We start from the raw sequence: 14,034 nt of genomic DNA, 5'->3' as shown, positions 1-14,034 counted from the left end.
GCATAAAAAAATCCCAACTTCATTAAGTTGGGATTTTTTTCGTCTATAGTAATTAGAGCTTATAAATATTTGGTTATTTGTTGCGTGTTGCCCACGCTTTGACTACCGAACGTCGCCAAATAATATCTATACTAAAGTAAGCAATTATGCTCGCGATAGAGGCGCATACCAATGAGCCAATTAAAAAAGCGGGTCCAATGGTTTCTATACTTTCTAGAAACCAAGCCCAGCTAGGTTCAAAGGCAAAGTGTTGCTCTGGCTGGTTTAAAATTAATGTACCAACTAAATACGAACCGTAGAATATAGGGGGCATAGTTAATGGATTTGTAAGCCAAACTAAAGCAACCGAAATAGGTAAGTTAACTCTAAATACTATAGCTCCAGCTGCGGCTAAGACCATTTGAAAGGGAACAGGGATGAAAGCAAAAAATAGCCCAACAGCAAATGCTCCTCGAGCGGACCGTCTATTTAAGTGCCAAAGATTTGCATCTTGCAAAAGGTGCCCAAAAATTCTTAGATATTTATGATGTCTAATTTTATTTGGATCAGGTAAAAATCTTTGGATCGTTTTTTTAGCCATTTAAAGCAACCATTTACATCAGTGTGGATAAGTCTTGGGTTTGTAATTGGCTGTATCGCAACCGTATTTTATTATCAAACTCTCGAATTTATAATATTCACAATATCAGTCCTTATTGTGAGTTTGTATTTTAAGCCGTTTTTAAATGTATTGTTAGGCTTTATTTGCGCTATTTGTTGTGTATCACTGCATTATTATACTTTTTATAATTTTGAAAGCCCAAAACAGGATGAAAAGTATGCATATGCAACTGAGCTAATTGTCGAAGATATAATTTCAAATAAGCAACCTCAATACATAAGAGTAAAAATAATAGAATTTGATACTGCTCAATACGCATATTTTAGGGCACCGAGTGCAATGCTGAGTGTGAATTCTGAACAAATACTTTTTGTTGGTGATACTTTTAAAGCAACAATAGCTATAAAAAACTTTCGAAGTACTAAAAATTTTAATGTATTTGATAACGAGAGATATGCTTTTACACAACGAATATTTTTTAAAGGAAAAATACTCAATAAAGAACTTATTGTTGCGCGTAATAAAAAAACACAACCACCTTATAAATTATAGGGAATATATAAAAAGGACTTACAGTAATACAAAACTTAGATGGCTATATTATGCACTATTAACGGGTGATAAGTCGTTAATGAGCTTTACAGATAAGCAATTAATGCAATCATTGGGGTTGAGCCATTTACTGGCAATATCCGGATTACACATCGGGTTAATATTTGGTTTTTGCTATGTAATTACGCGATTTTTATTTAAACAAATAAAATACGCTGGTGAGCAGACTAAAAACCTGTCTGTTATTTATAGTCTAGTTGGCTTTATTGGATCGTTTTTCTATGTATATTTGAGTGACTTTTTAGTTTCAGCTACACGCGCCTTAATCATGCTTGGGTGTTATTTAGCACTCTACTTTTTGGCAAAACAACCATTACGTTGGCGAAGTATTTTATATGCACTTGTTATTCTGCTTATAATTAATCCTTTTAATGTATTAAACGCTGGGCTGTATTTCTCGTTTATTGCTGTGGTTATTATATTTCTAGTTGTTAAGCAAATACCGGTTTTTAATACATCATTTCTAAATAAGGTCGTTGCATTAACTGTCGTTCAAATTGCTTTATTTATTGGTTTATTACCAGTTTCATTATACTTCTTTAATGGCGTGAGCTTAGTTGGTTTAGTACTGAACTTAATTGCTATCCCATTACTTTCTTTAGTCGTTATGCCTTGTCTAATTATTATCACATTTATTAGCAGCTTACTTGATATAGGCATGATTATTAGTGTTTTTGATGAAGGCTTAAGTTATTTATTCGAATGGCTATTGAAAATACCTAGTTATATTCGTTGGTTAAATATAGGTAATATTGACGCTATTGTTGTTGTTTTTTCATACATTACTATTTCGATTTTTTATTTAGTACCATATAAATGGCTAGCAGGTGTTCCATTAAGTGTCATATTGTTTAACTACTTAATAGTGGATAAGCCAAAATGGCAATTACATGTTTTTGATGTAGGACATGGATTAATGGTGCTAATAGAAAAAGATAAACATGCACTAATTTATGATTTTGGGCCTAGTTATTTCAATCGTTTTAGTCGTACCCGTAGTATTTTACTGCCCTTTATTGAGTCAAACAATCTTACTGTATCAACAGCTATTTTAAGTCATGAAGATAACGATCATGCGGGGGTAGAGCATTTTATAAAAGCAGGCTACGAAACTCGTTTTACCACATTTCATCCCCATAACTTACAAGACACTTGCAAAGTAACCAAAATAGATATTTTTGGCCTTCAAATTGAAAGCTTTAAAACGTTAAACTTCAAAAATGAGAATGATGATTCATGCGTTATTCGTGTTGCTGATAAAACCCACAGTGTTTTATTAACGGGTGATATATCTAAACAACGAGAGTTGCAATTATTGCAAGAGAACTATTTTTTAAAAAGTACCGTTATGCTAAGCCCACATCATGGTAGCGATACATCGTCTAGTAATGAGTTTATAAGTGCTGTAAATCCTAAAATTGTTATTCATTCTAGTGCTTACAAAGGACAATGGCACTTCCCGAAGGAGGAGGTTGTTGATCGTTACGAAAAAATAAATGCAACTCAATATGTGACAGGTCAACAAGGACAAATAAGTATTGAATTTTACAATGATAATGTTCGAGTAAAAGCGGCTCGAGAGGATGAAAGTTACTGGTTTATCAAAAATTGACGTTTTGTTTTAGTTTCCCTAAGGATACAATAGAGTCTGTAATTGTATGAAGAGAGTGTTATGGATCAAAGTACTACACAAATTTATAAACGGTTAATTTCTTACGTCGGTGCATATAAGAGTGTAGCCTTCGTCGCTATTATAGGAATGATTGGCTATTCAGGAATGGACGCGCTATTTATTCAATTAATGAAACCATTTATTGATGAAGGTTTGAACCAACGAAACAGCGATGTATTAAAGTATGCTCCATTTGTTGTTATTGCACTGGTGATTGGGCGTGGTATTTTTAATTTTATGTCATCGTATTGTTTAAGCTATGTAGGTTCACAAGTTGTACGATCTTTACGCCAAGAGTTATTTGAGCACATATTGCATTTACCCGTTTCTTTTCATGACAAAAACTCTACGGGCGATTTAATTTCAAAAATCACTTTTGACACAGAGCAAGTTCAACAAGCAATAACTAAAGCGCTACTTATTGTTGTACGTGAAGGGGCCTTTGTCGTCTTTTTACTTGGTGTAATGTTTTATACCAGTTGGAAGCTCTCACTTATATTTCTAGTCATCATCCCTCTTGTCGCTATTATTGTAGCGGTTGTATCGAAACGTTTTCGCCATATTTCTAAAAGTATCCAATCAGCTATGGGGCAGGTTACACGTAGCACTGAACAAATGCTTAGCGGACATAAAGTAATTCACGGGTTTGGTGGACAAGAGCAAGAAATAAATAAATTTTCTAAAATTAATAATCATAACCGTCAGCAGCGTATTAAAATGGATGCGACAAAAGCCTTAAGTGTATCCATTATTCAAATACTCGCCGCAAGTGCTATGGCTGTTATTTTATGGGTGGTATCGATGCCTTCTATGATTGATACTATAAGCTCTGGGGATTTTGTTGTTTTGATATCATCAATGATGATGTTGCTGCGCCCACTTAAACAATTGGCTAATGTTAATAGCGATATGCAACGTGGCATTTCTGCATCTCAAAGTATATTTTTAATACTTGATGAAAATGTAGAGAAAGATACTGGCACAGTCGCTGTTGATAAAGTTAAAGGGTTAATTGAAGTTAAAAATGTAACCTTTAAGTACCCAACTAAAGATGAAGCCGTATTAAACGATTTGTCGCTAACGATTAAAGCGGGTGAAAGTATTGCCTTAGTAGGGCGCTCAGGCTCGGGTAAATCAACTATTTCTAATTTATTACCACGTTACTATGATTTAGATCTGCCGAGTGAAATATTACTTGATGGCATAGCCCTGCAGGATTATAAATTAACAGATTTGCGTCGCCAATTTGCTTTGGTTTCTCAGCAAGTCGTGTTATTTAACGATACGATTGCCAACAATATTTGTTATGGCATAAAGCATGATGTAACTAATGACGAATTAGTACAAGTAGCAAAACAAGCGCATGTTTGGGAGTTTGTTAAAGATCTTCCAGAACAATTAAACACCATGGTAGGTGAAAATGGCGTAATGCTTTCTGGTGGTCAACGCCAGCGTATAGCGATAGCGCGTGCAATATTAAAAGATGCACCTATTTTGATTTTAGATGAAGCAACATCAGCACTTGATACAGAGTCTGAAAAGCTTATTCAGCAAGCGTTAGAAACGCTAATGAAAGACAAAACCTCAATTGTTATTGCGCATCGCTTATCTACTATTGAAAACAGTGACCGAATTTATGTTATTGATAACGGTCGTGTAATAGAAAGTGGCGATCACAATAGCTTATTAGCAAATGACGGTACGTATTCAGCCCTATGCAAAATGCAGTTTGGTGATCAGGCGTGAGCAAAATAGAACAAAGTTGGTATAAACCATTTAGTCTAATTACTTTATTGTTATTACCATTGAGTGCTCTGTTTTGGATTGTATCGACATTTCGAAAATGCTTGTACAGCGCTAAAATAATTAAAGCGTTTGAGTGTAAAACGCCTGTTATTGTAGTCGGCAATATAAGTGTAGGCGGCAATGGTAAAACACCTTTTGTTTTGTGGTTGTATGAGTATTTGACCGAGCAAGGTTTATCAGTGGGTATTATTAGTAGAGGCTACGGTGGGCAATCAGATAATTACCCGCTGTTAGTCACTTCAGTTGTTAACGCCCAACAGGCTGGAGATGAGCCTGTACTTTTATACCACCGTTTAAAATGCCCAATAGCGGTTGGTCCTAATAGACAACACAATATCGATTTATTAGAAAATAACTATACGCTAGATGTCATTATTTCTGATGACGGAATGCAGCATTATAAAATGCCACGTAGCATTGAGTGTTGTATTGTTGATAGTGAACGCCGTTTTGGTAATGGCTTTGTTATGCCAGCAGGGCCACTTCGCGAAACAACTAAACGCTTACAAAATGTGGATATAGTAATTGAAAATGGTGGTGAGGCTAATAATAGCTACACGCTAAAAGTAAGTAACTTACGATTAGTTAATTCAAGTGATGATGTAAAACACACAGTGACTCATGCACATGCAATAAGTGCAATTGGTAATCCTAAACGGTTTGAAAACTCACTTGAAACACAAGGCATTACGTTATTATCGACTCATCATTTTAAAGATCACTATGCTTATACAGCCGATGATTTTGCCCAGTTTGGCGATGATTACATTATAATGACCGAAAAAGACGCCGTTAAATGTCAGCCCTTTGCCAAACTTAATTGGTATTATTTACCAGTAGATGCACAACCTACCGATAGCGTTATAAATAAACTAAATTCATTATTAAAAGAAAAAGGAATACTCAATGGCCTTTGATACAAAACTACTCGAGATAATTGCTTGCCCAGTAGGCAAGGGTAAATTACGTTTTGATAGAGAAAATAACGAACTAATTAGCACGGCAGCTAAACTTGCTTATCCTGTAAAAGATGATATTCCAGTATTGCTTGAAAATGAAGCGCGTGAGTTATCTTTAGAAGAGGTTGAAAAAGTGGAATTCGTAGTTGTTATACCTGCGCGTTTTGCATCAACCCGACTACCAGGAAAACCACTTGCCGATATATGCGGTAAGCCAATGGTTCAACATGTTTACGAAAAAGCATGTTTATCAGGGGCTAGCAAAGTTATTGTAGCAACCGATCATCAAAAAGTATTTGATGCAGTAAGTTTATTTACTAGCGACGTAGTAATGACTCGCGAAGATCACCAGTCTGGTACTGAACGGTTAGCAGAAGTAGTTGATTTACTTGAACTTGATAACGATACAATTGTGGTTAACGTACAAGGCGATGAGCCATTACTTGCACCAGAAAACGTATCTCAAGTTGCTGCACTATTAAGTGATTCAACAGCACCAATGGCAACGTTAAGTGTTGCTATTGAAGAGCGTGATGAAGTATTTAATCCTAATGCCGTTAAAGTGGTGAGTGATATAAATAAAAATGCCCTGTATTTCTCTCGTGCAAGTATACCGTTTGATAGAAATACAATGATGGATGATAGCACGGCTCTTAATTTATCACCGTTCCAACGCCATGTAGGTATTTATGCGTACAGAGCGGGTTTTATTAAACAATATATAGAACTGAGTGTATCACCACTTGAATTGCTTGAATCGCTTGAGCAGTTACGTGTCTTGTATCATGGTTATAAAATCAAAATAGAACAAGCTCAAATAGCTCCCCATGCAGGTGTCGATACGCCCGATGACTTAGCTAAAGTGATAGCGCATATTAAAAGTAAAAACGTGTGAGTGAGCAAGTAAGTAAGATATTAAACGTTGTTTATACACATAACGATTTTTATATTTTAGAAAAGCCAGCAGGTCTTAATTTTCATTCAGAAGAGGTGCCTGGTTTTGTTGTGTTAGCCGAACAACAATTATCGCAAAAGCTTTATGCCGTTCATCGTTTAGATAAAGTGACATCAGGGCTTATTATTTTAGCAAGAAACAAAGCCTCTGCAGCCGCCTTTACTGTTATGTTTACTGAGCATGCGATTAATAAATTTTATTTAGCGATTAGTGATGCTAAACCTAAAAAGAAGCAAGGGTGGATAAAAGGCGATATGGCTAAATCTCGCCGTGGCTCATTTAAGTTACTAACGAGTACACTTAACCCTGCAATCACCCGATTCTATTCTCTGAGTTATAAGCCAGGATTTAGAGGGTATATTTTAAAACCTTATTCAGGAAAGACGCATCAATTAAGAGTGGCACTAAAAAGTGTGGGCGCAGCTATTTTTGGCGATGCAATGTATTCAGGCACGCCTTCAAATCGTACCTATTTACATGCATATGCGTTAAGCTTTTTATGGCAAGGTGAACAAATACAGCTAACTTTATTACCCGATAGTGGTGATGAGTATTTGGCGTTAATTAAACATCAAGATTTTCAAGCATGGCAATCGCCATGGCAACTGGATTGGTAAATGAGCGAAAAAGTTACAGATATACGTTTTGGCGGGATCAAACGTCTATATGGTCATCAACAGTTTGATTGGCTTCAAGAAGCACACTTTTGTGTAGTAGGTATTGGTGGTGTAGGAAGCTGGGCGGTTGAAGCGCTCGCGCGTACTGGTGTTGGTAAAATAACATTGATTGATTTGGATGATATTTGCGCCACTAACGTAAATAGGCAAATTCATGCGTTAACGGGCACTATTGGTCAAGCTAAAGTCGATGCAATGAAAGCGCGCTGCGAGCTTATTAACCCAGAATGCCAAATTAATGTAATAGATGATTTTATTACACTTGATAATATTCAAGAACATATTCAAGGTTTTGATTATGTGATTGATTGTATTGATGCAGTTAAAGAAAAGGCGGCATTAATAGCGCATTGTAAACGTAATAAACTCCCTATAATTACAACCGGTGGTGCTGGCGGGCAAACTGATCCTAGCCAAATAACTTTTGGTGATGTAGCTAAAACTACGCAAGACCCATTACTTGCAAAAGTGCGCTATATTTTGCGCAAGCAGTATAATTTTAGTAATAACCCTAAGCGTAAGTTCAATATTGATTGTGTTTACTCAACAGAGCAATTGGTTTACCCAGGAAGCGATGGCAGTGTATGTCATGCTAAGCAAAGTGCTGATGGCTCGATGAATATGGACTGTAATAATGGTTTTGGATCTGTGACTATGATCACAGGAAGCTTCGGCTTTTTTGTTGCGGCAAAAGCTGTTCGAAAATATTTGGATAAAAAGCAGCGTCTACTTACAACGCTTGATTGTGATAGAGCTTAGAGCACTTTTTGTTGTGCCATGGTTTTTATTTTTTCAATCATGGCTTTAATTCCATTGCCACGAGAAGGGCTTAAGTGACTAATTAAGCCTAATTTTTCAAACTCTTCATACGCATCAATTTTAATTACCTGCTCTGGTGTTAAACCGTTATACAGCGCTAATATTAAGGCTAGTAAGCCTTTTACAATACGTGTATCTGAGTCACCTATAACGACTAAAGAGCTCTCTGTTAAATCAAACTCTACAAACATCCACACTTTACTTTCGCAGCCTGGTACAAGGGCATCATCAATTTTCAGCGATTCTGGTAATATAGGTAATGTTTTACCCAACAGCATTATTTCACGATATTTTTGCTGCCAAGCGGGTGCATTTTTTATAGATTCAGTGACTTTTTTAAACGTATTTGTCATGAGTTATCCTAATTAATTCTATTAAAGTGACGTTTAATCCAATAAAGCGATACATTTTTTAAGCGAATGGATAAATACATCTACATCTTCAAAGGTATTGTAAAAGGTTAAACTAGCTCTAACTGTTCCATTAACGCCTAAATGTGCCATTAAAGGTTGTGTACAATGGTGTCCGCTCCTTACTGCAACCCCATATCCGTCAAGTAAAGTTGCCAAATCGTAAGGATGTTCATTATTAAAGTTAAAACAGAGCGTACCAATATTGTCAGATAGGTTGCTATACATTGTAATACCCTCAATCATTACCAATTTTTTTGCTGCATAATTAAATAATTTTTGCTCGTAGCGCTGAATTTTACCGTGGTCTAATTCATTTAAATAGTCTAATGCAGCACTAAAGCCTAAAACGCCGGAAATATTCGGTGTGCCGGTTTCAAATTTTGCAGGTGCTGGGCGATAAGTACTGTGGGTTAAATATACTTTATCGATCATTTCACCGCCTGATTGATATATATCTAAGGCGTTTAATTCCTCATATCGACCATAAAGTACACCTAAGCCTGTTGGACCAAGCATTTTATGGCTTGAGCAGACATAAAAATCACAGTTTAATTCCCGTAAATCAGGTTTTAAATGCAGTGCACCTTGCGCACCATCGACTAAAACAACTGAATTCACCTCTTTTGCAGCTACAATTAGTGGCTTTAAATCAGTGATATTACCGAGTGTGTTCGATGCTTGTGTAATAGCTAATAAAGCAGGTTCTGTTTCTTTTATAAATTCACAGCATTCTTGTGTGTTTAGCGTGCCGTTTTTATTAAGCGGCAGCGATACTAATTTAGCACCTGTTTGTTGACTCACTATTTGCCAAGGCACTATGTTTGCATGATGCTCAAGTGGAGATATCATTATGGTATGACTTTTATCTAAACGCTTTTTTAAGCCGTTAGCGACCAAGTTTATTGCCTCTGTAGCGCCTTTTGTCCAAACAATCTCGTGGCTGAACACATTAAAATACTGAGCCATTTTATCTCGTGCTTGCTCGTATAAATTAGTAGCTTGTTCGCTGAGCGAGTGACGGCCACGGTGTACATTTGCGTTTTGAGAAGTGTAAAACTCAGTAATTGCATTAATAACTGATTGAGGCTTTTGCGAGGTTGCAGCTGAGTCTAAATAAACAAGCGGGTAGCCGTTTATAGTTTGATTTAAGGTAGGGAAGTCACTTCGAATTTTATTTATGTCAAACTCTAAAACAGTCATTAGCTTCATCAATGTAGTCATTTTAAGGCGAGAATTGTAGACACTTTTTTATTATTCTCAAGTAACAAATAATAAAAAAGGCCGCAAAGCGGCCTTTTAAAATATTCAAACAATACTAAAGCGGATTAGCGCTTATCAGTTGATACGTAGTCACGTGCAGTGTAACCAGTATAAAGCTGACGAGGGCGGCTTATCTTATGACCAGGTTGAGATAACATCTCGTCCCAGTGAGTGATCCAACCAACAGTACGTGCCATTGCAAAAATAACAGTGAACATGCTTGTTGGAATACCAATCGCTTTTAAGATAATACCTGAGTAGAAATCTACGTTAGGGTAAAGTTTCTTCTCTACGAAGTACGGGTCTTCTAGCGCGATTTTCTCAAGTTTCATTGCAATATCAAGCAATGGATCTTGGATATTAAGCTCAGCTAAAACTTCATGACACGTTTGACGCATTACTGTAGCGCGTGGGTCAAAGTTTTTGTAAACACGGTGGCCAAAGCCCATAAGGCGGAACGGGTCAGCTTTATCTTTAGCTTTTGCTACATATTCATCGATACGGTCAACAGAACCGATTTCTTCTAACATGTTTAAGCATGCTTCATTAGCGCCGCCGTGAGCAGGGCCCCAAAGAGAAGCAATACCAGCAGCAATACAAGCGTATGGGTTAGCACCAGATGAACCTGCAAGACGTACTGTAGACGTTGATGCATTTTGTTCATGGTCAGCATGAAGCATGAATATTTTATCCATTGCTTTAGCTGTTATAGGGTTAACTTTATATTCTTCAGCAGGTACAGAGAACATCATATGTAAGAAGTTTTCTGCATAACTTAAATCATTACGTGGGTATACAAACGGTTGGCCGATGTTTGTTTTATAAGCCATTGCAGCAATAGTTGGTAACTTAGCAACTAGCTTAACTGCGCTTGTTTTACGTTGTTCTGCATCAGTAATATCAAGGTCTTCATGATAAAAAGATGATAACGCACCCACTACACCACAAAGCATTGCCATTGGGTGAGCGTCAAAGCGGAAACCTTGGAAAAAGTTAGCAATCTTCTCGTCAAGCATAGTGCTTGTAGTGATTTCATTCTTAAAAACTTCGTATTGTTCTTTAGAAGGTAATTCACCATTTAACAGTAAATAACATAACTCAATGTAGTTTGAGTCGTCAGCTAATTGTTCGATTGGGTAACCGCGGTGAAGTAAAATGCCTTTACCACCATCAATGTAGGTGATTGCAGATTCACAAGAACCAGTCGACATGAAACCTGGGTCATAAGTAAAGTGACCATGTGAACCGAGCGTTCGTACGTCGATTACATCTTGGCCAGCAGTGCCTTGATAAATTGGAAGTTCGATTGGATCTAGTCCATCAATTTGGACTGTGGCTTTTTTATCTGCCATCGTTATGTATCTCCTATTAAGATATCTATTCTGATTTTTAGATTTTTAAAGTTCTGAAATCTGTTTTAAGCACATCTTTGCATTTTAACGTGAAAGAGGGTGTAAAGTCAATTTTTATAAACATTATGCATATATGTATAATAAATATTCTGTATTAATTAAATATAATACCATTGGCTAATTCGCAAACATCTATAAATAAACAAGAATTGTAAAAAGCCCTGTGGGTATATATACTAACAGTGGTTTTAAACCGCATTGTATTTGGGTAAACATTTTTTTACAGCTTAACTTTTGCTTAAATGTGAACTTTAACTGTTTTAATACGTTTACTTTGATAGTTCCACCAGTAATATTTGGTGGGTTTTTAGAAAAGCAAGTAGATGAGCTCCACTGCGAGCAAGATGGGCAAGTAACTGTGAAAAAGCAAAGACCTGTAAATCTAGATCTAACAACTATATCTATGCCGGCAACGGCTAAAGCGTCAATATTTCACCGCGTCACCGGTGTTGCATTATTTTTTGCTTTAACGTTTGTCATTTGGGCTTGGTCTGAGTCTCTCTCTTCAGCTGAAAGTTTTGAATTCGTCAAGGGTCTGTTTAACGGATTCATTGCCAAATTTATAGCTTGGGGCACTGTTTCTGTATTAGGTTATCATCTTATTGGTGGTATCCGTCATATGATTATGGATATGGGACATTGGGAAGAACTCGAATCAGGTAACCTCAGCGCTAAAGTTTCAATGGCTCTTGGTGTTGTGTTTGCCGTATTGGCAGGGGTGTGGATATGGTTTTAAATCAAGCAACTCTTAAACGTGATGGTGTACAAGATTTCGTATCTTTACGTACCACGGCATTAATAATCAGCGCTTATGCGATTTTTATTATCGGCTATTTTTTAGCGACGCCAGAAGTCACTTTCGAAGCCTGGACAGGCCTCTTCTCTAACCTAGCAATGAAAGGGTTTACATTAATTACCCTTGTGTGCGTTATGGTTCATACCCGCATTGGCCTTTGGCAAGTTCTTACAGACTATGTTAAGTGTGCGAAGTTACGTGCTGTTTTAGGTTTTATATTAAACCTAATGGCCGTTGCGTACGTAGCTATTGGTCTAATTGTATTATGGGGTGTTTAAGTGAAATATTCTGTTCGTGAATTTGACGCCGTAGTAATTGGTGCAGGTGGTGCAGGTATGCGCGCTGCTTTAGCAATTACTGAATCTGGCAAAACGTGTGCATTAATTTCTAAAGTATTTCCAACTCGCTCACACACTGTATCTGCACAAGGTGGTATTACAGTAGCGCTTGGTAATTCACACGAAGACAACTGGGAATGGCATATGTACGATACCGTTAAAGGTTCCGATTTTATCGGTGACCAAGACGCTATTGAATACATGTGTCAAACTGGCCCAGAAGCGATTACCGAATTAGAAAACATGGGTTTACCATTTTCTCGTTTTGAAAATGGCCGTGTTTACCAACGTCCTTTCGGTGGTCAATCGAAAAACTTTGGTGGTGAACAAGCCGCACGTACTGCAGCAGCTGCTGACCGTACTGGTCATGCTTTATTACACCTTCTATATCAACAAAACGTTAAAAACAAAACAAATGTATTCTCTGAATGGTATGCACTTGATTTAGTTAAAAACGATAATGGTGATGTGGTAGGGTGTACTGCAATTGAGATTGAGACAGGTGAAGTTACCTTCTTCAAATCTAAAGCTGTTGTATTAGCTACTGGTGGTGCAGGTCGTATATTCGCATCAACCACTAATGCTCACATTAACACTGGTGACGGTGTTGGTATGGCAACACGTGCTGGTATTTCTATGCAAGACATGGAAATGTGGCAGTTCCACCCAACGGGTATCGCAGGTGCTGGTACGCTAGTAACTGAAGGTTGTCGTGGTGAAGGCGGTTATCTTTTAAATAAAGATGGCGAACGCTTCATGGAACGTTACGCACCAAACGCAAAAGACTTAGCGTCTCGCGACGTTGTTGCACGTTCAATGATGACTGAAATCCGTGAAGGTCGTGGTTGTGATGGTCCTTGGGGTCCACATCTTAAGTTAAAACTTGACCACTTAGGTGAAGAAACACTTAACTTACGTCTTCCTGGCGTATGTGACCTTGCTAAAACATTTGCTCACGTTGACCCTGCAAAAGAGCCAATTCCAGTAATTCCAACGTGTCATTATATGATGGGTGGTGTTCCTACTAATGTAAATGGACAAGCGCTACAAATCGATGCTCAAGGCAACGAAACAGTAGTTCAAGGTTTATTTGCAGTAGGTGAGATTGCCTGTGTATCTGTACACGGTGCAAACCGCTTAGGTGGTAACTCATTACTTGATTTAGTTGTGTTTGGTCGTGCTGCGGGTAACTTCTTAGGTAAGTACCTAAATGACGTTGAAATATCTAAAGCTGCTTCAGAATCAGACTTAGAAGCGTCTCTTGCACGTTACAATCGTTGGGAAAATTCAACGGCTGGCCAAGGTGAAGATCCAGTTCAAATCAAAAAAGACCTACAACAATGTATGCAGCTTAACTTCTCGGTATTCCGTGAAGGTGACTCAATGGCTGCAGGTCTTCAAGAACTTAAAGAAATTCGCGAACGTCTTCAACATGCTCGTCTTGATGATAAATCATCAGACTTCAACACGCAGCGTATCGAATGTCTTGAACTAGACAACTTAATGGAAACAGCTTACTCAACTGCAGTAGCTGCAAACTTCCGTACAGAAAGCCGTGGTGCACATTCTCGCTTTGACTACCCAGATCGTGATGACGAAAACTGGTTATGTCACTCAGTATTCAATCCTGTAACGGATGAAATGAGCAAGCGTGATGTAAACTATGCGCCTAAAACGCGTGAAGCTTTCCCACCTAAAGCACGTGTTTACTAGG

General features: G+C 37.5%; 12 protein-coding genes and 1 pseudogene. 9 read left to right on the top strand and 4 right to left on the bottom strand.

Features of this window, described 5'->3' with window-relative positions; all coding sequences use genetic code 11:
• Positions 1-73 precede the first annotated feature (73 nt).
• Complete coding sequence (locus P4S71_RS18580) at positions 74-580, bottom strand: DUF2062 domain-containing protein (RefSeq protein ID WP_033014898.1); 507 nt, start codon at positions 578-580, stop codon at positions 74-76.
• On the opposite strand from P4S71_RS18580, the pseudogene P4S71_RS18575 reads away from it, so the two are divergent.
• The 6 genes and pseudogenes from P4S71_RS18575 (at position 560) to tcdA (ending at position 8,041) form a co-directional block, all read left to right on the top strand.
• Positions 560-2,825 (top strand): annotated as a pseudogene (locus P4S71_RS18575) (DNA internalization-related competence protein ComEC/Rec2). The gene P4S71_RS18580 and the pseudogene P4S71_RS18575 sit on opposite strands and share 21 nt — an antisense overlap.
• 60 nt (positions 2,826-2,885) lie before the next feature.
• Positions 2,886-4,631: a lipid A export permease/ATP-binding protein MsbA gene (msbA, locus tag P4S71_RS18570; protein ID WP_337151256.1), complete on the top strand. Its 1,746-nt coding sequence runs from the start codon at positions 2,886-2,888 to the stop codon at positions 4,629-4,631.
• A complete protein-coding gene (gene lpxK, locus P4S71_RS18565) occupies positions 4,628-5,608 on the top strand; it encodes a tetraacyldisaccharide 4'-kinase (RefSeq protein WP_337151255.1) in 981 nt (326 codons plus the stop codon). The genes msbA and lpxK overlap by 4 nt, the downstream gene beginning before the upstream one ends.
• Positions 5,598-6,545, top strand: coding sequence for a 3-deoxy-manno-octulosonate cytidylyltransferase (gene kdsB / locus P4S71_RS18560; RefSeq protein ID WP_337151254.1), 948 nt, complete (start codon positions 5,598-5,600; stop codon positions 6,543-6,545). The genes lpxK and kdsB overlap by 11 nt, the downstream gene beginning before the upstream one ends.
• Entirely contained in the window at positions 6,542-7,222 is a 681-nt protein-coding gene (locus P4S71_RS18555; RefSeq protein ID WP_337151253.1) for a TIGR01621 family pseudouridine synthase, read from the top strand. The genes kdsB and P4S71_RS18555 overlap by 4 nt, the downstream gene beginning before the upstream one ends.
• Positions 7,223-8,041, top strand: a complete 819-nt coding sequence (tcdA, locus tag P4S71_RS18550) for a tRNA cyclic N6-threonylcarbamoyladenosine(37) synthase TcdA (protein ID WP_337151252.1) — start codon at positions 7,223-7,225, stop codon at positions 8,039-8,041.
• Here the strand turns inward: tcdA and P4S71_RS18545 are convergent.
• From P4S71_RS18545 to P4S71_RS18535, 3 genes are all read right to left on the bottom strand, one after another.
• Positions 8,038-8,454 (bottom strand): SufE family protein, encoded by a 417-nt coding sequence (locus P4S71_RS18545; RefSeq protein ID WP_007375745.1) that lies wholly within the window; start codon positions 8,452-8,454, stop codon positions 8,038-8,040. The two genes, tcdA and P4S71_RS18545, sit on opposite strands and share 4 nt — an antisense overlap.
• A 33-nt stretch (positions 8,455-8,487) precedes the next feature.
• Positions 8,488-9,714, bottom strand: coding sequence for an aminotransferase class V-fold PLP-dependent enzyme (locus tag P4S71_RS18540; RefSeq protein WP_337151251.1), 1,227 nt, complete (start codon positions 9,712-9,714; stop codon positions 8,488-8,490).
• Positions 9,715-9,839: 125 nt separating this feature from the next.
• On the bottom strand, positions 9,840-11,126 hold the full coding sequence (locus tag P4S71_RS18535; protein WP_007375747.1) for a citrate synthase: 1,287 nt from the start codon (positions 11,124-11,126) through the stop codon (positions 9,840-9,842).
• 418 nt (positions 11,127-11,544) lie between these two features.
• Between P4S71_RS18535 and sdhC the strand changes: the two genes are divergently transcribed.
• The 3 genes from sdhC to sdhA are packed head-to-tail and all read left to right on the top strand — an operon-like array spanning position 11,545 to position 14,033.
• Positions 11,545-11,922: a succinate dehydrogenase, cytochrome b556 subunit gene (gene sdhC, locus P4S71_RS18530; RefSeq protein ID WP_076914908.1), complete on the top strand. Its 378-nt coding sequence runs from the start codon at positions 11,545-11,547 to the stop codon at positions 11,920-11,922.
• A complete protein-coding gene (gene sdhD / locus P4S71_RS18525; RefSeq protein WP_007375749.1) occupies positions 11,913-12,260 on the top strand; it encodes a succinate dehydrogenase, hydrophobic membrane anchor protein in 348 nt (115 codons plus the stop codon). Before sdhC ends, sdhD begins: the two co-directional genes overlap by 10 nt.
• Positions 12,261-14,033 (top strand): succinate dehydrogenase flavoprotein subunit, encoded by a 1,773-nt coding sequence (sdhA, locus tag P4S71_RS18520; protein WP_007375750.1) that lies wholly within the window; start codon positions 12,261-12,263, stop codon positions 14,031-14,033.
• Position 14,034 lies beyond the last annotated feature (1 nt).

It is taken from the genome of Pseudoalteromonas sp. B62 (genome assembly GCF_037162565.1).
GTDB classification, from domain to species: Bacteria; Pseudomonadota; Gammaproteobacteria; order Enterobacterales; family Alteromonadaceae; genus Pseudoalteromonas; species Pseudoalteromonas fuliginea.
The sequence above is the reverse complement of the archived record's forward strand: the minus strand, read 5'-3'. Positions and strand labels throughout refer to the sequence as shown.

Bases quoted from the DNA above. Each gene is read 5' to 3' on its own strand.
- P4S71_RS18580 (WP_033014898.1), bottom strand. From the start codon at position 580: ATGGCTAAAAAAACGATCCAAAGATTTTTACCTGATCCAAATAAAATT.
- tcdA (WP_337151252.1), top strand. From the start codon at position 7,223: ATGAGCGAAAAAGTTACAGATATACGTTTTGGCGGGATCAAACGTCTA.
- P4S71_RS18545 (WP_007375745.1), bottom strand. From the start codon at position 8,454: ATGACAAATACGTTTAAAAAAGTCACTGAATCTATAAAAAATGCACCC.
- P4S71_RS18535 (WP_007375747.1), bottom strand. From the start codon at position 11,126: ATGGCAGATAAAAAAGCCACAGTCCAAATTGATGGACTAGATCCAATC.
- sdhD (WP_007375749.1), top strand. From the start codon at position 11,913: ATGGTTTTAAATCAAGCAACTCTTAAACGTGATGGTGTACAAGATTTC.
- kdsB (WP_337151254.1), top strand. From the start codon at position 5,598: ATGGCCTTTGATACAAAACTACTCGAGATAATTGCTTGCCCAGTAGGC.
- msbA (WP_337151256.1), top strand. From the start codon at position 2,886: ATGGATCAAAGTACTACACAAATTTATAAACGGTTAATTTCTTACGTC.
- P4S71_RS18540 (WP_337151251.1), bottom strand. From the start codon at position 9,714: ATGACTGTTTTAGAGTTTGACATAAATAAAATTCGAAGTGACTTCCCT.